The following is a 23,692-nucleotide window of genomic DNA, read 5'->3' as shown; positions in this document are numbered from 1 at the left end:
TTTTGTACATCATAAATAAACCTTTACCCAAATGATTATTCGAAAAGGAGAACCAAAAGACATGCAAGCTGTTTTAGACCTAATTATTGAACTTGCAATTTTTGAAAAAGAACCAGACGCCGTTGTAGTTACTGTTGACGATTTAATTCGAGATGGCTTTTCTGAACAACCTCTTTTTCATACTTTTATTGCTGAAAGAGATAACGAAATCATTGGAATTGCTCTTTATTATTATCGATATTCTACCTGGAAAGGAAAAACCATTCATTTAGAAGATTTAGTAGTTAAAGAATCTGCTCGCGGAACAGGAGCTGGCATTGCTTTGTATAGCGAAATCATAAAACAAGGCAAAAAAGACAATGTGCGAAGAATTGAATGGAATGTTTTAGATTGGAATACCAATGCTATTGAGTTCTATAAAAAATCGGGCGCAAAAATATTAGAAGATTGGTACGTTGTTCAAATGGACGAAGCGGGTATTGAGTCTTTTGTAAAAAACAATAAAGCATAATTAAAAAATGAAAATATTTAAATTTGGTGGAGCTTCTGTAAAAGATGCTGACGGTGTAAAAAATGTTTTAGAAGTAATGCAAAAAGTAGGACATGAAAATGTCTTGGTTATTGTTTCTGCAATGGGGAAAACGACTAATGCTTTTGAAGAAGTAATTAAAAATTATTTTGAAAAATCTCCAGCTTTACAATCATCTATTCAAGAAGTTAAGAAGTACCATAATCAAATTTTACTGGATTTATTTGATGATGAAGATCACGATGCTTTTTATGCTGTAAACAGCCATTTTGAAGATTTAGAATATTTTATTAGAAGTAACAAATCGCCAAACTACAATTTTGTATACGACCAAATTGTAAGTTTTGGAGAACTATTATCTACAACAATTGTTAGCACCTATTTTAATGAAAAAGGATTGACGAACAACTGGATTGACGTTCGTAATCTTATTAAAACAGATAATGCTTACCGAGATGCAAATGTAGATTGGGATTCAACACAAAAAAGAATTGCAAAAAATATAAAAAAGAACACCCTAAACATTACACAAGGTTTCTTAGGTGCCGATGAAAACAACTTTACAACCACTTTAGGACGAGAGGGTTCAGATTATAGCGCTGCTATTTTTGCTTATTGTATAGGTGCAGATAGCGTTACTATTTGGAAAGATGTGCCAGGTGTTTTAAATGCTGACCCAAGATATTTTGAAAATGCTCTTTTATTGAATCAAATTTCATATAGAGAAGCAATTGAATTGGCTTTTTATGGCGCAAGTGTTATTCATCCAAAAACACTTCAACCGCTTCAAAAAAAGGAAATTCCCTTATACGTAAAATCGTTTATCAATCCACTTTTACCTGGAACAAGTGTTTCTCGTGGAGCCGATTTAGAACCACATATTCCTTGCTATATTGTTAAAAAAGGACAATTATTACTTTCTCTGTCATCGTTAGATTTTTCATTTATTATGGAAGAGCATATTAGTGAAATTTTTGCCTTATTTCACCAACATAAATTAAAAGTAAATCTAATTCAAAATTCAGCTATTAGTTTTTCAGTTTGTATTGAAGATAAATTCAATAACTTCACAGAAGTAAAGAATATTTTAGCTAAAAAATTTAAAGTTACTTATAACGAAAATGTGTCGCTTTATACCATTAGACATTTTGATGAAAAAGTAGCTGAAATTGTAGAAAACAATAAAACGGTTTTGCTAAAACAAATTTCAAGAGAAACCATGCAAATTGTAACTAAAGAATAGTTTATTTTACTTAATTGATTAAAGAATTAGCCTTATAAATACTACTTTTGAAAAATAAGAGTTATAGTATTTATGGTGCAAAGGTGGATTTTATGGGTTTTTCTGTTTTTTGTTTCTGGCATATTTGCCCAAGAAATAGAAACCCCTTATAAATCTAAAAAAATAGCAGTTTCAAAAGACACTATTTTCATTGAAAAAGTAAGTATTAACAAGGCTTTCTTTAAAATTTTAGACAAAAGTGGAAACCCTATTGATTCTACAAATTATCAAATAGATTTTAAAAAAAGCACTTTGGTTTTTAAAGAGAATTTTAGTTCGAATGATTCTTTAACGGTTCGTTATTTAAAGTTTCCGGAATTTTTAACCAAAACTTATTCGATTTACGATGATGACAAAGTCGTTTCAAACGAAGCGGGAAAACTTTACACCATAAAAAAAGAAACAAAAAACAACTTTAAACCTTTTGACGGACTAACCACTTCTGGAAGTATTTCTCGTGGAATAATTGTTGGAAATAACCAAAATACGGTTGTAAATTCAAATTTAGATTTACAAATTACAGGAAAAATTTCAGACAAAGTAAGTCTCCGAGCTTCCATTCAAGACAGCAATATTCCTTTACAAGATGGTGGATATTCCCAAAAACTAGATGAGTTTGATCAAATTTTTATTGAGTTGTTTTCAGACAATTGGAACATCAGAGCGGGTGATTTATTTATAGAAAACAGGCAATCTCAGTTTTTAAATTTCAATAAAAAAGTTCAAGGCCTTTCTACACATTTCACTTTGGGAACACCTGAAAAAAAAACAGACATATTTGCTTCAGCAGCTTTAGTCCGCGGTCAATATGCACGAAGTACATTTACAGGTCAAGAAGGAAATCAAGGTCCGTATAAATTAAGAGGAAATAATGGCGAGTTATACGTTTTAGTGATTTCAGGGTCTGAACGTGTTTATGTAAACGGAATTTTACTTGAGCGCGGCGAAAACAACGATTATATTATTGATTATAACGCAGGTGAAGTCATTTTCAACTCTATTTTTCCTATAAATTCTGAAATGCGAATCAGCATAGAATATCAATATACCGATAGAAATTTTACGCGTTTTGTAACGTATGGCGGCATAACACACGAACAAGAAAAGTTTAAAATTGGTGGTTTTATTTATTCTGAAAACGATGTGAAAAACCAACCTCTACAACAAAATTTATCGACAGAACAAGTTGATATTTTGCAAGATGCTGGTGATGACAATTCATTAATGACGGCTCCTTCTGCTTATTTAGATTCGTATTCTGACAATAAAATTTTATACAAAAAAGAAATTATTGGAGCTGTCGAAGTTTTTGTTTTTTCTAATGATGAAACAGATGAATTATATAACGTACGATTTACTTTCGTAGGAAATAATATTGGTAATTATGTTTTAAGCAATAATAATACTGTTGGTAAAATTTATGAATACATTACGCCTATTGCAGGAGTTCCTCAAGGAAATTTTGAGCCAACCATTCCATTAATTGCACCAACAAAAATTCAAATAGCAACGGTCTTAGGTAGTTATACACCTACTGAAAAAGCGAGTGTTGATTTTGAACTTGCAGTTAGTAATAATGATAAAAATCTATATTCAGATATTGATGATAATGATAATAAAGGAGTTGCGGGAAAACTAAATGCGAACCAACGAATTCATAGTGGAAAAATAGATATAGATGCGTTTGCAAATATTCAATTTATTCAAAAAGATTTTAGAAGCATTGAACGCTTGTTTACAATTGAGTTTAATAGAGATTGGAATTTAACGAATCCTATGGGCAACCAAAGTTTAATTTCTAGCGGTTTAAATTTTAATTTGAAAAAGAACGGTTTTGTAAAATATCAATTTGAAAAATTAGATTTCTCTGAAACTTTTTCTGGAAACAAACACAATGTTTCTGGCTTATTAAAACATAAAAAAAGTGTTTTAAATACCGAAACAAGTATTTTAAATAGTGATGGTTCTTATGCTGAATCTAAGTTCTTTAGAACTCAAAATCAATTTAAATATCATTTTGCAAAAAATTGGGTTGGCGGAAGTTTTAGACATGAAAACAACAAAGAAACCCTAATGAGTATAAATGCGTTGAGTAATTTAAGTCAGCGTTTTTCAGAAGTTGGAGCTTTTGTAGGTCGTGGAGATTCTACCAAAGTGTTTGTAGAGTTGGGATATTTAAACAGAGTAAATGATAGTTTACAAAGTGGAATTTTAAAAAAAGTAAATACTTCTAATTCATATTATATAAAATCTCAATTAATTAAAAACGAACAAAGTAATTTAAGTGTTTTTGTTAATTATAGAAATTTAAAATTTAAAGACAATAGACAAAATGAACCTTCATTAAACTCTAGAATTTTATACAATACCAATCTATTCAAACAATTAATTCAGTTTACAACCGTTTACGAAACTACTTCTGGAACAATTGCACAACAAGAATTTACGTATTTAGAAGTAGAACCCGGACAAGGAATTTATTCTTGGAATGATTATAATAATAACGGTATTCAGGAACTTCAGGAATTTGAAATTGCTCCATTTCCAGATCAAGCAAAATACGTTAGAGTCTTTTTACCCAATCAAGTTTTTATTAAAACCAATAAAAATAAATTTTCACAATCTGTGATTTTTAATGGTTTAGTTTGGCAAAATGAAACCGGATTTAAAAAATTTGCTTCTCATTTTTACAACCAAACGTCGTTGTTAGTTGAACGAAAAAACATTCGAAATTCGAATGGGTTTAACCTTAATCCATTTGACAATTCAAGTGAAAACATTTTAGGGCAAAACAATTCATTCAGAAACAATTTATATTATAATCGAGGAAAACAAAACCATTCAATTACTTATTCTTATTTAACCAATTCTATTAAAAACTTATTAAGTATAGGTTCTCAAGAAAATAATTTGCGTTCACACCAATTGCAGTACATGCATTTATATAAAAAAAGTTGGTTGTTGCAAATGAACAGTTCAATTGGAACTAATGAAAGTATTTCAGACAATTATGCAACTCGAAATTTTCTTATAAACAGTTATGATTTGGCTCCAAAAATTGCTTATTTATTTTCAAAAAACGCAAGCTTAGATGTTTTTTATGAATTTAAAAATCAAGAAAACACCATCAATTTAATGGAAAAAGCCACTCAAAATAAATTTGGAACATCTTTTACATTTAATAGCGAAAAAGGATTTTCAATAAATGGAGAATACGCTTATTATAATAATGATTTTACAGGAAACGCTACTTCTCCAGTAGGATTTCAAATGTTAAAAGGCTTACAAAATGGGAGAAATGGAGTTTGGAGATTGCTATTACAAAAAAATATTACACAATATTTAGATGTAAACATTAACTATCAAGGTAGAAAATCAGAGACAAGTAATACAATTCATGTAGGAAGTGTACAATTAAGAGCATATTTTTAGTTAATTGTTTAGAATTATTCTAATAATCTAATTAATTTTACGTTTTTATCAAAATCTAACCCAAATGAATCGTTTACTATTAATTATATTACTATTAATTAGCAACTTAGCTATTTCTCAATTAAGTAATAAACACTGGTTGCCACCATTACATGCCAGAGATGGAAGTAGTTTTGTAGGGCAGCATTTAATTTACTTATCAACACCAGAAACAACCCCTTTTCAAGTTACTGTTACAGATGGCGCTGGAGTTCCAATAACAGGCTCGCCTTTTACAATTTCACAAGGAAACCCAGTAAGCAGAACCGTTGGAAATGGACAACCTTCAGTAATGTTTCTTAATCAAAGTGATGTAAATATAGTAAAATCAGACAAAGGTTTAATTTTTCAAGCAAGTAAAGAATTCTATGTCAGTTTTAAAGTTAAGGCTGATTTTCATGCTGAAATGTTAGTTTCAAAAGGTAAAACTGGAATAGGAAATGCATTCAGACTTGGAAGTTTACCTCAAAATTTTAATGGTGGTATTAGAAATTTCGTTTCCAGTTTTATGGCTACGGAAGACAACACGAATATTACTTTGTCAAACTATGATCCTAATGTAGTTTTTACTTCTGGAGCTGGGGATGTTACTGATAATTTTCAAAATTTCACTTTAAACAAAGGGCAAAGTGTGGTTGTATCTGGTTATACCGATGTATCAGCAAACTTACAAGGGTTTGTTGGAGCCTTGCTAACTTCAGACAAACCAATTGCGGTTAGTACTGGAAATGCTACAGGAGGAATGCTGACGCAAAATGATGGACAAGATTTTAATTTGGATCAAATTGTTCCAGTTGAAAAAGTTGGAACGGAATATATTGTAGTAAGAGGAAATGGAAGTGATAATTCAGAATACCCTTTAGTAATTGCTACTCAAGATAATACACAAATATTTGTAAATGGAAATCCGACTCCTATTGCTACTTTAAATGCAGGAAATTCTCTTCTAGTTCCTAATAATAATTTTCAAGGAACTACTTCAAAAAATATGTACATTACCAGTAGTAAACCCATTTATTTGTACCAAATATTGGCAGGAAGTGTAAGTGATGCGACTACTGGTTTAAATTTTATCCCACCATTGAGTTGTTTTTTTCAAAAAAGTGTTGATTTAATTCCGTTTGTTGATACGATTGGCGGAACAAATTATTCTAGCGATATTTTTGCATTAACAACTACTGGATCAACAGTTTCAATTAATGGAGTAAATACAACTGCTCTTCCTCAAGCTGTTTCAGGAAACTTAAATTGGGTTACCTATAGAATTCCAAATGTAACTGGAAATGTTGTAGTAAGTTCAACAGGACCATTGGCTGTTGGTGTTTTTGGTTTTTCTGGTTCTGCTGGATTCTCGGGTTATTACTCAGGTTTTGGAAGTACACCTGAAGACACTGATGTTATAATTTGTACAAATAGTGTGGTGGATTTATTTGATAAAATAAATGGAAATCCAGAAACAGGAGGAGATTGGTTTTTTAATGGAGTCCCAAGAGTTCCTAACAATGGTATATTTGATGCTAATTCTGATCCTATTGGATTATACACATATTCATTTACAATTACATGTGATGGGCAGTCTTTAACGACCGATATTAATGTAAATGTAACAACACAAGTTGGTCCAAACCCAGGGGTTTCTTCAAATTTAAACATTTGTAATACAGATAGTTTAATTGATTTATCAACTTTATTGGGAGCAGGAGTAACTCCTGGTGGTTCTTGGACATTTAACGGAACTCCTAGAGCAAATGGCGAACTAAACCCTAATAGTGATTTAAGCGGTGATTATGCATATGTTATTCCTTCAAATGATGTTTGTGATGAAGTATCCGCTATAATATCAGTAACGGTTAACACAACACCTGTCGCTCCTGTAATTTCAGATTATCCTGTTTGTGATAATAATTTAATTGATGGTTCAGATACAAATGGCATTACTGTTTTTACATTAACAACAAAAACTACAGAAATATTAAATGGTCAAACCGGAGTTGTTGTTACATATCATGAATTAGAAAGCGATGCGATAGCTAATTCAAACGCAATAACTTCAATTCACACCGCAAACAAAACAATATATACTAGGCTTACCAATAGTAGTTCAGGTTGTTTTACTGTAGCTTCTTTTAATTTGGTGGTTAACCCATTACCTGTTTCTTTAAATGAAGTGACACTTAAGCAATGTGATGACGATACTGATGCAAATACAAATTTCAATTTAACAGACGCTAACACTATCATTTCAAATGATACAAGTTTAGTTTTCTCATACCATAATACTCAAGCTGGAGCAAACAACAATAATGATTTAGTTAGCAACGAACTTAATTATTTTGCTTCAAATGGAGCTGTTGTTTGGGCTAGAATTCAAACTACAGAGGGTTGTTTTAGAGTTTCTAAAGTTAACTTAGTGGTTTCAACAACACAAATTCCTGCTTCATTCAATCCTGCACCTTTAGAAGAGTGTGATGATTATGTAGATGCTACAAATTTAGCCAATGATGGTTTTGATAATTTTGACATTGAAAGCAATTTTACTCAATTAATAAAAGATGTTTTTCCAGTAGGGCAAAGACCATTTTTAGTAGTAACATACTATGAATCTTTTGACGATGCCTTATTAATTGTAAACCCAATTTTAAACACTTCTGATTATAGAAACATTAATCCTAATTCACAATCTATTTGGGCTAGAGTTGACAGTCGTTTAAATAATGATAGTGGATGTAAAGGAATAAAAGAACTTCAACTTGTGGTTAATCCTTTACCTGAATTTGAACTTGGAGATGATTTTACACTTTGTGTTGACCCTTTAACAGGAATTGGATCAGAAATTATTGATGCTACTCCTACTATAGGCGGCAGTTACAGCTATGCTTGGACACCTTCAAATACAAATGTAGATGCATTTGGTAATGAGAGTGCATTATATGATATTACTCAAGGAGGAACTTTCTCTGTAATTGTAACAAATACATCAACCGGTTGTCAAAACTTTGATAGTATTACGGCTACTTTCTCTTCTGAACCAGCAACATTTACAGCTAGTGTTGTAACCCCTGCATTTTCATCTGGACTAACTACAATTGAATGTGTAGCAACGGGTGGATTTGGTGTTTATGAATACAGTTTAAATCTTATTGATTGGCAATCTAGTCCTATTTTTACAGATTTAGAAAATGGCACATATACTGCATATGTAAGAGACCTTCAAGGTTGTGATATTTTATCAGTACCTAATCTATTTGCTGTGACTTATCCTAACTTTTTTACTCCAAATGGAGATGGATACCATGACACTTGGAATATTTTCGGATTAGATGATAGTTATGCAGCAAATATTAATATTTACGATAGATACGGAAAATTATTAAAACAAATTAGTCCAAACGGTTCTGGTTGGGACGGTACATATAATGGTAACATATTACCCTCTACAGATTATTGGTTCAAAATTGAATACACTGAAAACAATGTTCGAAAAGAATTTAAATCGCACTTTAGTTTAATTAGATAATATGGACGGAGTAATTAAAACATCTTTTGATAACAATATAGCGACAGTTAGTTTTTTTCATCCAGCGAGTAATTCATTTCCTAGCTTATTACTTCATAATTTAACACAAGAATTAAATGTGTTAAGCGCGAATAAAGAGGTTAATTTAATTGTCTTAAAAAGTGAAGGAAATGGTGCTTTTTGTGCAGGCGCTTCTTTTGATGAGCTTTTAGAAGTTAGTAATTTAGAAGAAGGAAAAATGTTCTTCTCTGGATTTGCAAATGTAATTAATGCTATGCGTACATGTTCAAAAATTATTATTGGACGAGTCCATGGAAAAGCCGTAGGCGGTGGAGTGGGAATAATCTCAGCTTGTGATTATGTTTTTGCTACAAATAATGCTTCTACAAAATTATCTGAATTGGCAATAGGAATTGGTCCATTCGTAATTGAACCTGCTGTTTCTAGAAAAATTGGAAAAACTGCAATGACAGAAATGACGTTAGCAGCAACCGAATGGAAAAGTGCTGAGTGGAACTTAAATAAAGGTTTATTTACTCAATTATTTAAGTCAATTGAGGAATTAGATGATTTTTTAAACACTTTCGCTTTAAACTTATCTAGTTACAACCCAGAAGCGCTATATGAGATGAAAAAAGTAATTTGGGAAGGAACAGAAAACTGGCAAACACTGCTTTATGAAAGAGCAGAAATTTCAGGGAAACTAGTCTTGTCTGAATTTACAATACAAGCATTGACAAAATTTAAAAAATAAAAAAAGCTGTAACAGAAATGTTACAGCTTTCTTGTTTTTAACCATCCCGTAATACTTAATCTTTCTTGTTTAACTGGCTTTACCTCGTGCTCTAGAACTTGACTTTCAAAAACCACCATTCTTCCTCTTAAAGGGTAAATATTAATATCTTCTTCACCTTCTTTATAGATAACCAATTCACCTCCATATTCTGGCAACCAATCTTCATCATTTAAATAACATACTATAGAAAGTTTTCTACTGTCATCGTTTTGAAAAGTATCTAAATGTCTTCTGTAAAAAGTGCCTACTGGGTATAAAGCATAATGAAACTCTCTTTCTTGAAGACCTAAAAAACAAGTTCTATTTAAGTAATTTGTAAAATGCTCTATCTTATCGAAAAATGTTTGTTCTTCGTTATTGGCAAGTTTCTCATCAATCCAAAAAATAAAATCGCCTCTAATCGCTTTTACGATTAACTCATTGAATTGATTTCCAATGGCTGCTTTTTTAAATTCTTCTTCATCATATTTATTAATCAAGCTTGAGCGAAAATTTTCAACCTCTTGGGGTAAAAAGAAATCATCAACAATACTGTATTGTTGAATTAAAAGATCGTTAATTATCTTTTCATATTGTGTATTTAATTCCAAGCTTCACGCGTTTAAAAAGTGGGCAAATATAGTGTTAATTCGTATATAAAATTAAATAACATTTATTTAGTAAATTTGCATTAATAACAATAGTATATATGAGTAATATAAGAATAACAAAACAATTTACATTTGAGACTGGACATGCATTGTATGGCTATGATGGTAAGTGTAAAAATGTTCACGGCCATAGCTATAAATTATCTGTAACAGTTATTGGAAAGCCAATTACTGATGCTACAAATGTAAAATTTGGAATGGTTATAGATTTCACAGATTTAAAAAAAATTGTAAAAGAAGAGGTAGTAGACAATTTTGATCACGCTACTGTATTTAACCAAAACACTCCTCATGTTGAATTAGCAAAAGAACTAAAAGACAGGGGACACCATGTTATATTAGTAGATTATCAACCTACTAGTGAAAATATGGTAATTGATTTTGCTGAAAAAATAATAAAACGTCTTCCAAAAAATATAAATTTATTTTCTCTCAGACTTCAAGAAACAGAAAGTTCATTTGCAGAATGGTTTGCTTCTGATAATTAAAAAAAAGCCTCAATGAAAATCATTGAGGCTCTTTTAATATAAAACTGATTTAACTAACTTTTATTTTTTCACGATTAAGAATTCACTTCTTCTGTTTTGAGCGTGTTCTTCTTCAGTACATTTTTTACAATCTACTTTTGGTTCAGTCTCTCCAAATCCTTGACCTGTTATTCTTTCTTTTGCAATTCCTTTAGAAATTACATATTGAACAGTAGACTTTGCTCTTCTATCTGATAAATTCAAGTTGTATTTATCTCCACCTCTATTATCTGTGTGAGATTTAGCAAAAATTACCATCTCTGGATGCTCATTCATCACTTCAACTAATTTATCTAACTCAGCTGCTCCTTCTGCAGTAATGTTACTCTTATTGAATTCAAAGAATATCGGTTGTAAAATAACTTCTGTTTCTGTTATAATTGGTTTAAGTGGCTCTAAGTTTATTACAACTGTCGCTTTACCTCCTTCAGATTTTTCCATTGTTCCTACTCCATTCTCATATCCTAATCTTGAAGCTTGAACTGCATATTCCATTTCGCAATTGACTTTAAATACGCTTTCTCCATTTTCTGAAGTCTCTGATTTACCTGCTAATTCTAATTTATCATCAATCATTGCAACAGTAGCTCCTTGAAGTACTTTACCTGTTTTAGCATCTTTAACTGTTATAGTTGCTTCTACTCCACAGATTGGATCTGCAATGTAAATGTTATCTACACCATCTCTATTACTTGAAAAGAATCCTATTTTGTGTTGTGTATTGTAACTAAAAGCAAAATCATCTTTCTCTGAGTTTACGGGTAATCCAATATTCATTGCACTTGAGTTGTCGTTTAAATTAACTTTAAACACATCTAAACCTCCTAAACCTGCTCTTGCATCTGATGAAAAATATAATACATTATCATCTGTAACGAATGGAAAACTATCATTCCCTTCTGTATTTACTCGTGAACCTAAATTCTCAGGTGTTCCGTAAGAATCTCCATTAACGCTTACTTTCCAAATGTCTTCTCCACCTAAACCTCCAGGCATATTTGATGAAAAATACAATGTTTTACCATCTTTACTAATACTTGGATTTCTTACCGAGTATGTTTTATCATTAAAAGGTAATGCCTTTTTGTTTGACCAAGTATCGCCTTCTTTTATTGCTTTGTAAAGATAAATTTTACCAAACTTTAATTGCTTCTCTTTGTCTTTTTCAAAACCTTTACTCTCGTTGAAACTCTCACTTGCAAAATACATAGTTGATCCGTCTGAAGTAATCGTAGCCGGACCATCGTGCCATTTTGTGTTTAAGTTATCTACTGTAGTAGCTTCACTTATGGTTTTATTTGAATTATACGTTGCTTTGTACAAGTCCAAGTAAGGCTCTTCGTTTAAACCATACTCTTTTCTTGATGTGTTTCTTGCACTTGCAAAGTAAAGTGTATTATCATTGGTTAAAAAAACTCCAAAGTCTGCTTTATCACTACTAATATCAGATTTGGTTGCGCCAAATAATTTAAATTGAGCATTTATATCTGAAACATAATTTGGATTGCCGGTAAATGCTTTAGCTCTACTATCGTTTGGCTTCATTGAAGCAAATGTCTTCATTTGATTATTAGCCTCAGTATAATTGCCTTCTGCTTTTAGCATTTGAGCATACTTAAAGTAGATCTCTGCATCTTGCTTTTCCTCAACCAACTTAGCAAACCATTTTGTAGCTTCTTTTGTGTTGAAAATATTATAATAACTATCTGCTAATTGCTTATACACATAATTATCTGCTTTTTCTTTTTCTACTAATTTTAAATATTCTGTTGCAGCTTCTGTATATTCGTATCTATCAAATAACTTGTCTGCTGTCTTTGTGTCTTTGTTTTGGGCACTTAGTATTCCACTAGCGATTACAAAACTTAAGGTGATATATAATTTCTTCATGTTTTTGTCGCTTTATTATTAGAAATATCTTGGTGAACTTGATACTTTTTTAGAGAATTTCAAATCAAATAACAATATAATCTCGTGTGATGACGGTGTAGCTACTTTTAAATCTGAAACAATATGATCATAAGCATAACCAATCTTAATATCAGGAGTAATGGCATAATTTACCATAGCACCAAAACTATCATCTAATCGATACGTTGCGCCAACTTCAAATTTATCATTGAACAAAAAGTTAGTTGATAAATCTAATGATGTAGGTGCGCTAAAGGCTGATTTCAACATGAAAAATGGTTTGAACTTGATAGACTCATTAACATCAAAGACATATCCTCCAGTGAAGAAATAATGAGAATATTCTGAACCAAACTCCCTACCATTAAAATCTAAATGTTTTGACTTGATAATATTAGGTACAGAAAAACCTAAATAGTATTTATTGGTATAATAAAATAAACCTGACCCAATATTCAAATACGCATTACTCGTATTCTCAGAAAAGGCAGGGTCATTTGCATCTGGCAATGTATTATAGACATCACTAAACAAACCTACTTTATGCAAAGTAACACCCGCTTTTAATCCAAAAGCTAATCTATGCTCTTCACCTAAGTTTAATGTGTATGAAAAATCACCATAAATGTTATTCTCCTCAACTGGACCAATCTTGTCAGATATAACAGATAAACCTAATCCAACATTCTTTCCAGCTCTAGTATGACCAAAAAATGTAGCTGTAGTAGGCGCATCCTCTATCTCAACCCACTGCTTTCTATATAATAAACCCATAGAAAGGTTCTCCTTACTTCCCGCATAAGCAGGGTTCATAACACTCATATTATACATGTACTGAGTATAATGAGGATCTTGTTGTGAAAAGCCTTCTATGATAAAGCCTAACATTAATATCGAAACTAAATATAGTTTGTTCATTTTTAATTTAAATTAATTATTTGTACTGCTCTTAAAACGAGAGCAGTACAAAGTTTTATTTTATTGCTCTCTGTTAATATAAATCCAACCTGTCTTAGAAGCCATATCATTAAATTGTATTACAAAATAGTAAGTACCATCCGGTAATTCATTACCATTATTAGATTTTCCAACCCATTCATCAACATAATTAGTTTTAGAATAAACTTCCTTACCATACCTGTTAAAGATTTCAACCTTTTTAACATTAAAACTAGATAAATCCCAGTTATCATTTAATCCATCTCCATTTGGAGAAATACCTTTTGGAATAGTACAATTCTCTACAAGAACTGTAAGTTCGCCAACTTGATTACAAGAAGTATTAGGTGTAAAATAGTAGGTAGTAGAACCAACAACCGAAACGTCAACTATTGCCGGTGACCAAGTCCCAGAATAACCTTCTAATGATTGTAGAGGTAATTGAAAATCTGAATTAACACAAACCTCTACATCGTTAAATGTTGGGATTTCAGCTGCATTAATTACTAATTCAAATTGACTAGTTCCACTATTTATACAATTTGTAAGGTCTTGGGCAAAAGTATAAGTTATAATATATGTTCCAGGGAAACTTAAAGATAAATCTACTTCACCTGTTGAAGGGTCAATTACTATATTGCTATTATTACCTGTAAAAGTTCCTCCTGAATTAAAACCAGCAACTGAAGTATCTGGTAGTGGATTTACACTATCAATAATACAAACTGGCGAAACGTATGTAAAAGTTGTAACTGGATTTGCAAAAACAAATGGATCTATTGTAAATGTAAATGGATCCGAGAAACAACCTGTAATTAAGTCATGAGCAACTAAAGTATAAGTGCCAGGAGCAATACTTGTAAAAGTAGTGCTTGTTTGAGTTGTTGAAGTCGTTCCGTTGTCTAATATGTATTCATAATCTGTTACATAAAGAGAATAAAATCCTACATCTGTATAATCTTCAGGGTCTAATACTGACCAATCTGCAGCATTCCAAGTAGTACTTGGAAGTGGACTTGCGGTAGTTAACCTTCTGTAAGTATATCCAACTCCAGGAGTAAATACAACACCATTAATTCCCCATGTATCAATAATAACATCGGTACTTGTAGCTAATGATATTTGATCATTATTATTAACTCCTCCACAAGTTGTAAAACTTAAATCTGGAAGAACTCCTCCTGTATTTGCACTAGAGCTTAATTTAATGACAACAACGTCATTATTCAATATGCTTCCTGTTAATACAAGATCACAAGCTGGAGCAACAATTCCATTAGTAAATACTTTTAATTTATAATTACTTAAGTCAACTGTAGAACCTGTTCCGTTATATATTTCTACATAAGTAAGGGCACCAGTTGCGGCATCCGTAACTTCTGAAATAAATAAATCTCCCGCTGTATTCAATTGCATATTCAATGGAGATAACACTTCAAAATCAGCCGTTTGATTAGGACATGTTGGTAATGAAGTAACATCAATCGTTGGAGTTGGAACAGAATTAACCGTTATTGTAATTGAATTACTCAAAGTGTTAGAACAAGATCCATCATTAATATCAATTAATTGAATAACTACATCAGTAGTTGGATTAGAAACTAAAATTGTACCACTTTGTCCAGAAGCATTTAAAATTACTGTTTCATTGCTTCCAGAATTAACTTGATAAGTAACTGTTGAGTTTGCAGTACCTTGAATTGTAAATTCGGCATCACTTCCTAAACATATTGAAGCATTAACTGCATTTAAACTTGTAACAGTTGGTAATGCTCTTACTACTACTGTAGATGAATTTGTTAATACTGTACTACAAGCTCCATTGTCTATATTTATAAGATTTAGAACTACATTCCCTACTGGTGGTGAAATTACTGTAATTGTTGCGACTCCTGTTGTGTCAAACACAGTTGCTCCCGCAATAGAGTTTAGGGTATAATCTAAACTTGCATTTGCAGTTCCAGTAACAGTAAAAGTTGCATCTTCCCCAAAACAAATTGGAGTGTTTGAAGTAACATTAGTTACTGAAGGTGCAGCATTAACGGTAACTGTATATGTTGAAAATACGGTTGCACACTGACCAGGATCTGGTGTAAAAGTATACGTAGTTGTTTGTGTATTATCTACCGCTGGAGACCATGTTCCGGTAAAACCTTCTATAGAAGTTAAAGGTAAAACAATTACATCTCCAACACAAAATGGTCCAACTTGATTAAATGTTGGATTATAAACTGGGTTAACCAAAGTAATTATAATAGCATCAGAAATATTACAACCGTTAATTGTAAAATTAAATCCTGAATAAACTCCAGCTGGTAAATTTGAAATTATAATATCTCCTGCAACATTAGCAATATAATTTATCGGACCTACAGGAGTTGAATCTTGAGTATAAGATACGCTATATGTATCTCCAGGTGTAAATCCAGATATTGTAATAGAACCTTCAGTTCCGTTACAGGTTGTTGGGCTAGATGAAACAAAAGAAGGTGTTGATTGAATAGAGAATGTAGCAGAGTAATAAGCCCCACCATTATCCAAAACAAGTGAGTCATCACATTGCGAAGGATTATCATTATCACCAGTAACATCATAATAAACCTCAATAATATAATTACCAGGTGTATTTGTTGTTAAATCAATTGCAGCGCTTACTTCTTGCCATCTCTGATCTCCATTCGAACATGAAGCACCACCTGTTGGATAAGTTCCTGTTGTACAGTCTTCAAGTAGAGGTAAGTTTACTATCGTAAAAGAGCCAGGCACTGAAGAAACTTCGTACACCCTATAATTTAATCTAGCACTACAAACATTTGAAGTTGCTGTTTTGAAAGTTCTTAACTCCGCACCATTGAAAATAAGGTTTCCAGAAGATTGAACATATGTACCTAAGTCGCTATTTGAAAACACATTCATTACCGCACCAATAGATTGAGAACCTGAAGTTGTGTTAAAAAATTCACCGCTAGCAACAGTATTACAATCATCTAATAAAACTGCACTTGCAATAGTACCAAAAGTACAAGTTGCTAATACTTGAACATCTAAAGTGACTACTGAAGCACACTGGCCAGAATCTGGAGTAAATGTATATGTAGCTGAATTTAAGTTATCAACTACTCCAGGAGACCAAGTTCCTGTAATTCCATTATTTGAAGTATTTGAAAGTACAGGAGCTGTATCTCCAGAACAAATAGGAGCTGGTGAAACAAACGAAGGTACTATTTCCGAGTTTACGGTAATTGAAACATCTACTGGTGTTGCACACTGACCTAAATCAGGAGTAAAGGTATATACCCCAGAAATCGTATTATCTACTATAGCCGGCGACCATGTACCAGTAATTCCATTTGTTGAAGTTGCTGGTAAAGTTGGCGCAAGTGTATTAACGCAGAATGGTACTATTGGATCAAATGTTGGTGTTACTAAATCTAAAACTGTTATTTCAACAAAATCAGAAGTAGCACAAAGTGAACTTGTATCAGTAGATTGAACGTTTACTGTATAAACTCCAGGTGCAGGAGGAGTAAATGTAACCGTAGAACCTGTTGTTGCGCTTAACCCTGTATTTGGTGTCCAATTATAAATACCATTTCCACCTGTTGCTGTTAAATTAATTGTTTCATTTATACAAATAGTTGGGTTAACAGGATTCAATTCAACATCTGTAGAAGTTGAGCCACCTGAAGTTACAGTAACAGAATAATCACAAACTGCTCCTGCAAATCCATCAATCATTAGGTAGTAAGTTTGACCAATTGTCAGCCCATTAAACGCCAATCCGTTAACTCCAGGATTCATTGGAGAGAAACAGTTAATTCCAGTAACCGGACCACTTCCACATGTTGCAGCTGTAAATACGAAAAACTGAATTCCACTTCCGCTTGTACAGTTTCCAACATTAACATCCATTGTTATTGAGGTTGCTGTAGCTTGAAATGTTAAAAATGAATTGTTTTCAATTGAACCACAAAATGCGGTATCTAATTCTGCCCAAGAAATATCTGTATATGTGTTAGACGTATTTCCACAATATCCATCTAAATTACAAACTGGAGCTGCTGTTGGACAATCATTTCCAGCAGGAGCTGAACCGCTGCACCCCGCAAATAAAGTGTTAAAAGCGCGAGGTCCAGACCAAAAACTTAAGCCGTCTGTAGATCCACAATCAGATAAAACATAATACTCATATTGCGTGTTTGGGTTTAGCCCTGTAACTGTAAATGGATTCGAGTTTGCATTAATTATTGTAGATGCACCAGTAGGGTATCCTGTTCCTAGAGGTTGAACAACAATTTGCCAGTTAGAAACACCTACATATGTATCTGTCCATGATAAAGTAGCTTCAGTATCTGAAATATTCGATACAGATAATAAAGTTGGTTGTGGACATGTAGGAGGAGGAGAACAAATTATATTTGCATTCCAACCTGCAGCCGTAACGGACCCATCAGATGTAAAATTAAATGTTAAACAACCACTTGGCGCCGAAGAAATAAACTGTGGAGGTAAATTATTACCTGTAAAAGTTCCTAAAAGTGGAGCTGCAGTATTATCCCCGTCATAAATTCTTAAAAAATCAAAATTATTTTCAAGTGCAAAGCTTATAAATTGAACTACAACTACATCACCTGGGTTATCAGGACAAATTGTTGTAGTTATATTCTGGCTATTCGAATAATTTCCAGAAGGCCCTCCTTGGTCATAAAAATTGTCTCCCGCACAATAAAAAGGTTGTGTTGTAAATGAGGCTTTTACAGACCATAAACTTAAATCTGTAGAAGGAGTACATATAGCCCTTACATAAACGTCATAAGCAGTCTGAGAAGTTAATCCAGTAATAATAAATGGATTTGAGCCTGTAATTGTTCCTATTGAACCTGCTGTAGGAGCTGGTGAACCTGCAGGCAACCATATTACCTCCCATTGTGTTGCAGAACCTGTTTCAGTCCATCCAACACTTGCAGTAGTTGAAGTTACTGACGACATAATTAATGAAGTTGGCCTAGGACAAGTTGGTGGTGGCGCACAAGTTATATTAGAAGTCCAACCAGGAGCAGTAACACTTCCGTCTGAAGTAAAATTAAATGTCAAACACCCGTTTGCTGCAGTAGAAGTAAATGAAGGTGGAAGAGTAGCCCCTGTAAAGGTTCCTAATAATGGAGCCGCGGTACTATTACCATTATAAATTCTTAAAAAATCAAAATTATTTTCAAGATTAAATGATGTAAATGTTATTGTTACAAAATCACCTGGATTTGTAGGACATATAGTTGTTGTAATATTCTGACTATTAGAATAATTTCCTGATACACCACCAGAATCAACAAAATTACCACCACAAACTGGTGGTGAAGCTGTTGTTGTAAAGTTCATAGCCGTTGACCAAGGACTTGCATTATCAGTTCCACATAATGCCCTTACATAATAAGTATAATTTGTTAATGGTGAAAGACCTGTTAAATTATAAGGTCTTGTTACCGGAGAAACTATAGTCCCAGTTCCTTGAACAAAACCAGCAGGCCCGTATTCTATAGCAAATTGAGTTGCAGAACCAGTATAAGTCCAGTTTAAATTTGCTGATGTAGCTAATGGAGTTGCTGTTAATGCTGTTGGCGCAAAACATTGTTCATCAACATTAACATTATCTATAATCCAGGCATCTCCATTATCATTTTCCATTACAAAAGCTATGTAGATGTTTTGACCCACATATGCAGTTAATGGAATAATTTTCTGCTCAAATGGAGCATTTATGATGTCTAATTCTGTGTAAGTTACAAGTGTAGTTGTAAAATCTGCTGGATTATTCTGAGAAGCAGTGGATATTTTAACTTTATATATACTTCCCTGTTCTCCATTGGCTATAGATCTTGCAAAAAAGCGGAGTTGCCCATTTGTAGGAACTGTAACTAACGGGGTAACCATCCAGTCTTCAGCAATTCCTGAAGGAACATCTTCTTTGTTAATAATAGCAGCTTTCCCTCCTGCATAAACCCATCCTAATCCTGTCGCTGTAGTAGTTCCCCAACTTCTCGTTAGACCAATTCCATTGTCAAAAGTAGTCCAGCCAGTAGGTGGAAATGTCGCACCTTCAAAACCTTCAGACAATTGTCCGTAGCTTAAAAAAGTGAATAATGACATGAAAAAAAGTAATAATTTTTTCATTCTGTATAATTTATTATTGTGGTTTGATTAATCATCAAATTTAACAATAATTTTAACGACACAATTATGTATCGATGAAGTGTGCAAAAACATCGATAAAAAGAACTAATTAACATTGTTAAAAATCATTAACTTTGGAGCAAACATTAATATAAATCAATTTGAAACCAAAAACTAAAATTTACTTTGCTTCTGACCAACATTTTGGGGCGCCTACTTCAGAAAAAAGTTTTCCTAGAGAGCAAAGGTTTGTTGCTTGGTTAGAAGAAGTAAAAAAAGATGCTGATGCTATTTTTCTTTTAGGAGATTTATTTGATTTTTGGTTTGAATACAAAACAGTAGTTCCTAAAGGTTTTGTAAGGGTTTTAGGTAAATTAGCTGAAATAAGAGATTCTGGGATTCCAATCTATTTTTTTGTTGGAAATCACGATTTATGGATGCATGATTACTTTCAAAAAGAATTAAATATTCCCGTTTATCATGACAATAAAGAGTTTACATTTAATGGAAAGTCGTTTTTAATTGGACACGGAGATGGAAAAGGCCCAGGAGACAAAGGTTATAAACGCATGAAAAAAGTCTTTACCAATCCTTTCTCTAAATGGTTATTTCGTTGGTTACACCCCGATATTGGTGTGAAATTAGCACAATATTTATCCGTCAAAAATAAATTAATATCAGGAGCCGAAGATGTGAAATTTCTTGGAGAAGATAATGAATGGTTAGTACAGTATGCTAAACGAAAATTAGAAACCAATCACTACGATTATTTTATTTTTGGACACAGGCACTTACCAATGATTATTGATGTAGCTGAAAATTCTAAATATGTAAATTTAGGAGATTGGATAGGTTACTTTACCTATGGAGTTTTTGATGGAGAAACATTCGAATTAAAAGAGTACAAAAACTAATCTTGTTGTTCTAATTCTTCTACTTCTTTTTCTAAATCTAATTTTCTAAACGAAGGTGAAACAATAGCTGTGCCAAAAACTGTCGCTAAAGTCATGCATCCACCAAAAACCACAGCAGGAACAACGCCCATTATTTTGGCAGTTACTCCACTTTCAAAAGCACCTAATTCATTTGAAGAACCTACAAAAATAGAGTTCACAGAAGAGACTCTTCCGCGCATATTATCTGGTGTATGTAATTGTAAAATTGTATTTCGAATTACAACTGAAACACCATCTGCAGCACCACTTAAAAATAAGGCTACAACAGAAATCCAAAATATTTCTGAAATACCAAAAACAATTATACAAAGTCCGAATACAAATATGGCTGTCAACAACTTTATACCCGCATTTTTATTCAACGAGAAATAAGCAGCAGCCAACATGGTTACAATAGAACCTACTGCTGGTGCAGCTCGAAGAACTCCAAAACCTTCAGAACCAACTTTTAAAATATCTTGTGCAAAAATGGGTAATAAGGCAACTGCTCCTCCAAATAAAACAGCAAACATATCTAAAGAAATAGCTCCTAAAATAGTTTTATTATTGAATACAAACTTTACCCCTTGTTTTAAACTTTGAAATATGGGTTCTCCAATTTTCGGGTTTAAAATAGGTTTTTTAGAAATTTGGGCTAACCAAAACAATGCAAATAAAGTACATCCAAAAACCAAACACATAGACCAATGTACTCCTATAATTCCAATAGAAACCCCGGCTAAAGCGGGACCAAACATAGAACCCATTTGCCACGTTGAGCTACTCCAAGTAGCTGCATTTGGATAATTTTTCTTAGGTACTATTAAAGATAAAAGTGAAAAAACGGTAGGCCCTATAAATGCTCTTACCAATCCTCCACAAAAAACCAAAGCATAAATAATTCCTAATATTGATACTGTAGAAAGTGACTCAACAACACTGGGAACCGTTACCAAAAAAAGTCCTAAACTGATAATTGAAAACCCCAGAAGGCATTTCATTAATAAACCTCTTTTTTCATTCTGATCAACAATATGCCCTGCAAACAAAGCCATGGAAACAGCGGGGATAATTTCCATTAAACCAATAATTCCTAAAGAAAGTGGATCTTTTGTTAAACTATAAACTTCCCATTCGATAATTACAAATTGCATGGACCACGCAAAAACCAATGCAAATCGCATGGAAAGAAAGAAGCGAAATTCTTTAAATCGTAATGCTGCGTAAGGATCTTTTTTAGCCATTTGAAGGTTTGATGTCGCGTAATTGAAGCTGCAAAGTTACAACATCTCGCCATTCATTTTCTTCTAAAGAAACAATTGCATCAAACTTTTGCAAATTTTTAACAAGTGGTAATTTATCTCCAATTTTAAAACCAATTGCTCCAAAACTTTCTGAATTATCTTGCTTGACAAACGCTTTTAAATGTTCGTCATCTGAACCTAAATTTTTTGCATAACCCGAATCCGTTATTTCTTTTACTAAAAACAAGGGTGTCATATTTTGAGGGCCAAAAGGTTCAAATTGTTTTAAAATTCGCATCAATTTTGGATTCAGTTCAGTCAAACTAATTTCAGCATCGTATTCTAATTCAGGAACTAATAAATCAGGATGAATAGTTTCTTGAACTGTTTTTTCAAATGCATTTTTGAAATTTTCATAATTTTCTTCCAAAAGCGTCATTCCGGCTGCATACATATGTCCGCCAAATTGTTCCAAATGTTCAGCACAAGTTTCCAACGCATTATATACATCAAAATTTTTAACCGAACGAGCAGAAGCAGCTAATTTATCGCCACTTTTAGTAAAAACAATTGTAGGTCTATAATACGTTTCAATTAATCGAGAAGCTACAATACCAATTACTCCTTTGTGCCAATTTTCTTGATACACCACAGTAGTAAATCGATTTTCTTCGTTTGAATCGGTAATTTGTAATAAAGCTTCTTTGGTAATTTGTTTGTCTAATCCTTTACGCTCGTTATTATTGTCTTCAATTTCTTTGGCAAACTCTTCGGCTTGAGCCAAATTGAATTCCGTTAACAAACGCACCGCATAATCACCATGTTTAATTCGACCAGCAGCATTGATACGAGGAGCCACAACAAAAACAACATCGGTTATGGTAATTTCTTTCTTTTTTATAGACTGAATCAATGCTTTTATTCCAGGTCTTGGATTAGAATTTATCACTTCTAATCCAAATTTCGCTAACGTTCTATTTTCTCCCGTAATAGGAACAATATCGGCAGCAATTGCAGTAGCCACCAAATCTAAATAAGAAACTAAATCTTCCGTTTTTTGGTTTCTATTTTGACCTAAAGCTTGAATTAATTTGAACCCAACACCACAACCGCATAATTCGTCATAAGGATAGGAGCAATCTTCACGTTTTGGATCTAAAACCGCAACTGCATTAGGCAATTTATCTCCAGGTCGGTGGTGATCGCAAATGATAAAATCAATATCTTTTTCTGCAGCATAATTTACATGCTCAATCGATTTTATTCCGCAATCTAAAGCTATAATTAATTTAATTCCATTGTCTTCGGCATAGTCAATTCCTTTATATGAAATTCCATAACCTTCGGCATAACGATCTGGAATATAAGTGGCTACATTTGGATAAAAAGTGCGTAAATAACTTGAAACCAATGAAACGGCTGTTGTTCCATCAACATCATAATCGCCAAAAACCATGATATTCTCATTATTTTTAAGTGCAATTTCAATACGTTCAACCGCTTTATCCATATCTTTCATTAAGTATGGATCGTGTAAATCGTCTAAAGACGGACGGAAAAAAGTTTTGGCTTGTTCAAAGGTTTCAATTCCTCTTTGAACTAGTAAAGTCGCAATAATTTCATCGACTTGAAGTGCATTTTGTAAGGCTTGTACTTTTTGTTTTTCGGGCTTTGATTTTAAATTCCAACGCATACCTAATTATGAATTAAAAATTATGAATTA

At 32.6% G+C, this 23,692-nt stretch carries 13 protein-coding genes; 7 read left to right on the top strand and 6 right to left on the bottom strand.

Going from position 1 to position 23,692, the window contains the following annotated elements:
* Nucleotides 1-31: 31 nt before the first annotated feature.
* The 5 genes from ACQ65T_RS03930 to ACQ65T_RS03910 all read left to right on the top strand — a co-directional run bounded on the left by ACQ65T_RS03930 (nucleotide 32) and on the right by ACQ65T_RS03910 (nucleotide 9,553).
* Nucleotides 32-511, top strand: a complete 480-nt coding sequence (locus ACQ65T_RS03930; protein ID WP_430399798.1) for an N-acetyltransferase family protein — start codon at nucleotides 32-34, stop codon at nucleotides 509-511.
* Nucleotides 512-518: 7 nt separating this feature from the next.
* The gene (locus ACQ65T_RS03925) at nucleotides 519-1,772 is read left to right on the top strand and encodes an aspartate kinase (RefSeq protein WP_430399797.1); all 1,254 of its coding nucleotides are present in this window, start codon (nucleotides 519-521) and stop codon (nucleotides 1,770-1,772) included.
* A gap of 72 nt (nucleotides 1,773-1,844) precedes the next feature.
* Nucleotides 1,845-5,243 (top strand): hypothetical protein, encoded by a 3,399-nt coding sequence (locus ACQ65T_RS03920; RefSeq protein ID WP_430399796.1) that lies wholly within the window; start codon nucleotides 1,845-1,847, stop codon nucleotides 5,241-5,243.
* A 64-nt stretch (nucleotides 5,244-5,307) separates the two neighbouring features.
* A complete protein-coding gene (locus ACQ65T_RS03915) occupies nucleotides 5,308-8,799 on the top strand; it encodes a T9SS type B sorting domain-containing protein (RefSeq protein WP_430399795.1) in 3,492 nt (1,163 codons plus the stop codon).
* A 1-nt stretch (nucleotide 8,800) separates the two neighbouring features.
* The gene (locus ACQ65T_RS03910; RefSeq protein ID WP_430399794.1) at nucleotides 8,801-9,553 is read left to right on the top strand and encodes an enoyl-CoA hydratase/isomerase family protein; all 753 of its coding nucleotides are present in this window, start codon (nucleotides 8,801-8,803) and stop codon (nucleotides 9,551-9,553) included.
* Between the two features lie 20 nt (nucleotides 9,554-9,573).
* Here ACQ65T_RS03910 and ACQ65T_RS03905 read toward each other — a convergent pair whose 3' ends face one another.
* Entirely contained in the window at nucleotides 9,574-10,185 is a 612-nt protein-coding gene (locus tag ACQ65T_RS03905; RefSeq protein ID WP_430399793.1) for a 2OG-Fe(II) oxygenase, read from the bottom strand.
* A gap of 98 nt (nucleotides 10,186-10,283) precedes the next feature.
* Here ACQ65T_RS03905 and ACQ65T_RS03900 point away from each other — a divergent pair, with 98 nt between their 5' ends.
* Complete coding sequence (locus ACQ65T_RS03900; protein ID WP_430399792.1) at nucleotides 10,284-10,733, top strand: 6-pyruvoyl trahydropterin synthase family protein; 450 nt, start codon at nucleotides 10,284-10,286, stop codon at nucleotides 10,731-10,733.
* Between the two features lie 60 nt (nucleotides 10,734-10,793).
* On the opposite strand, the gene ACQ65T_RS03895 is transcribed toward ACQ65T_RS03900, so the two are convergent.
* The 3 genes from ACQ65T_RS03895 to ACQ65T_RS03885 are packed head-to-tail and all read right to left on the bottom strand — an operon-like array spanning nucleotide 10,794 to nucleotide 19,790.
* Nucleotides 10,794-12,662, bottom strand: a complete 1,869-nt coding sequence (locus ACQ65T_RS03895; protein WP_430399791.1) for an OmpA family protein — start codon at nucleotides 12,660-12,662, stop codon at nucleotides 10,794-10,796.
* Nucleotides 12,663-12,680: 18 nt separating this feature from the next.
* Nucleotides 12,681-13,601 carry a PorP/SprF family type IX secretion system membrane protein gene (locus ACQ65T_RS03890; RefSeq protein WP_430399790.1) on the bottom strand — a complete coding sequence of 307 codons (921 nt, stop codon included), beginning with the start codon at nucleotides 13,599-13,601 and terminating at the stop codon, nucleotides 12,681-12,683.
* Nucleotides 13,602-13,661: 60 nt separating this feature from the next.
* Nucleotides 13,662-19,790, bottom strand: a complete 6,129-nt coding sequence (locus ACQ65T_RS03885; protein WP_430399789.1) for a gliding motility-associated C-terminal domain-containing protein — start codon at nucleotides 19,788-19,790, stop codon at nucleotides 13,662-13,664.
* Nucleotides 19,791-19,951: 161 nt separating this feature from the next.
* Here ACQ65T_RS03885 and ACQ65T_RS03880 point away from each other — a divergent pair, with 161 nt between their 5' ends.
* The gene (locus tag ACQ65T_RS03880) at nucleotides 19,952-20,704 is read left to right on the top strand and encodes a UDP-2,3-diacylglucosamine diphosphatase (RefSeq protein ID WP_430399788.1); all 753 of its coding nucleotides are present in this window, start codon (nucleotides 19,952-19,954) and stop codon (nucleotides 20,702-20,704) included.
* On the opposite strand, the gene ACQ65T_RS03875 is transcribed toward ACQ65T_RS03880, so the two are convergent.
* Nucleotides 20,701-21,969: an MFS transporter gene (locus ACQ65T_RS03875; RefSeq protein ID WP_430399787.1), complete on the bottom strand. Its 1,269-nt coding sequence runs from the start codon at nucleotides 21,967-21,969 to the stop codon at nucleotides 20,701-20,703. The two genes, ACQ65T_RS03880 and ACQ65T_RS03875, sit on opposite strands and share 4 nt — an antisense overlap.
* Nucleotides 21,962-23,662, bottom strand: a complete 1,701-nt coding sequence (gene recJ / locus ACQ65T_RS03870) for a single-stranded-DNA-specific exonuclease RecJ (RefSeq protein ID WP_430399786.1) — start codon at nucleotides 23,660-23,662, stop codon at nucleotides 21,962-21,964. The genes ACQ65T_RS03875 and recJ overlap by 8 nt, the downstream gene beginning before the upstream one ends.
* Nucleotides 23,663-23,692: the final 30 nt, after the last annotated feature.

It is taken from the genome of Flavobacterium sp., assembly GCF_965284515.1.
In the GTDB taxonomy this organism is placed as follows: domain Bacteria; phylum Bacteroidota; class Bacteroidia; order Flavobacteriales; family Flavobacteriaceae; genus Flavobacterium.
Note: the sequence above shows the minus strand (reverse complement) of the source record. Positions and strands in the feature narration are given on the sequence as shown.

What these genes read in the sequence shown, in the direction of transcription:
- ACQ65T_RS03910 (WP_430399794.1), top strand. Translation starts at nt 8,801, where the DNA reads ATGGACGGAGTAATTAAAACATCTTTTGATAACAATATAGCGACAGTT.
- ACQ65T_RS03875 (WP_430399787.1), bottom strand. Translation starts at nt 21,969, where the DNA reads ATGGCTAAAAAAGATCCTTACGCAGCATTACGATTTAAAGAATTTCGC.
- ACQ65T_RS03890 (WP_430399790.1), bottom strand. Translation starts at nt 13,601, where the DNA reads ATGAACAAACTATATTTAGTTTCGATATTAATGTTAGGCTTTATCATA.
- recJ (WP_430399786.1), bottom strand. Translation starts at nt 23,662, where the DNA reads ATGCGTTGGAATTTAAAATCAAAGCCCGAAAAACAAAAAGTACAAGCC.
- ACQ65T_RS03900 (WP_430399792.1), top strand. Translation starts at nt 10,284, where the DNA reads ATGAGTAATATAAGAATAACAAAACAATTTACATTTGAGACTGGACAT.
- ACQ65T_RS03920 (WP_430399796.1), top strand. Translation starts at nt 1,845, where the DNA reads ATGGTGCAAAGGTGGATTTTATGGGTTTTTCTGTTTTTTGTTTCTGGC.
- ACQ65T_RS03915 (WP_430399795.1), top strand. Translation starts at nt 5,308, where the DNA reads ATGAATCGTTTACTATTAATTATATTACTATTAATTAGCAACTTAGCT.
- ACQ65T_RS03930 (WP_430399798.1), top strand. Translation starts at nt 32, where the DNA reads ATGATTATTCGAAAAGGAGAACCAAAAGACATGCAAGCTGTTTTAGAC.
- ACQ65T_RS03885 (WP_430399789.1), bottom strand. Translation starts at nt 19,790, where the DNA reads ATGAAAAAATTATTACTTTTTTTCATGTCATTATTCACTTTTTTAAGC.
- ACQ65T_RS03925 (WP_430399797.1), top strand. Translation starts at nt 519, where the DNA reads ATGAAAATATTTAAATTTGGTGGAGCTTCTGTAAAAGATGCTGACGGT.
- ACQ65T_RS03895 (WP_430399791.1), bottom strand. Translation starts at nt 12,662, where the DNA reads ATGAAGAAATTATATATCACCTTAAGTTTTGTAATCGCTAGTGGAATA.